Source organism: Clostridioides sp. ZZV15-6388 (assembly GCF_020657755.1).
Taxonomy (GTDB): Bacteria; Bacillota; Clostridia; order Peptostreptococcales; family Peptostreptococcaceae; genus Clostridioides.
The window spans coordinates 1-437 of the sequence record NZ_JAGWCU010000114.1 but is presented as its reverse complement, the minus strand read 5'-3'; the positions used below and the strand labels follow the sequence as shown (position 1 = coordinate 437).

Annotated in this window: 1 protein-coding gene; it reads left to right on the top strand. The window is 25.9% G+C overall.

The features are described from left to right. On the top strand, positions 1-437 hold a 437-nt coding region (locus KGF48_RS19985; RefSeq protein WP_227868503.1), incomplete at both ends, for a DUF4097 family beta strand repeat-containing protein.

Here is a 437-nt window from a genome sequence, read left to right as displayed (position 1 = left end):
GATTGACAAGTTAGATATAGCTGTTGACAATATAAATGTTATGATAAGAAAAAGTTCAAATGAAGATGTGCGTGTGACAACAAGAGGGAATAATGAATTTTACAAATACAGTGTAACCCTACAAGATAAGACTTTAGTTGTAAAAGGCGAAAGAAAATCTGAAAATAAAATTAAAAAGATAAGAAGTTTCAACCACTTATTAAATACATCTATAAATAGTATGTTTTCACGTGATTATAGAGAAATTAGAATATATGTACCAAATAATGTAGATATAAATGCATCAAGTATAAGTTCGTACTTATTTATATCTGATGATGTAGATTCAAATAATATAACATATAAAACTTCTTCTGGAGGTTTTAGCAGAGCTATAACAGAAAATAAAGTAAATAGATTAGAAAACTTAAACTTAATATCTAATAGCAATCTTCATC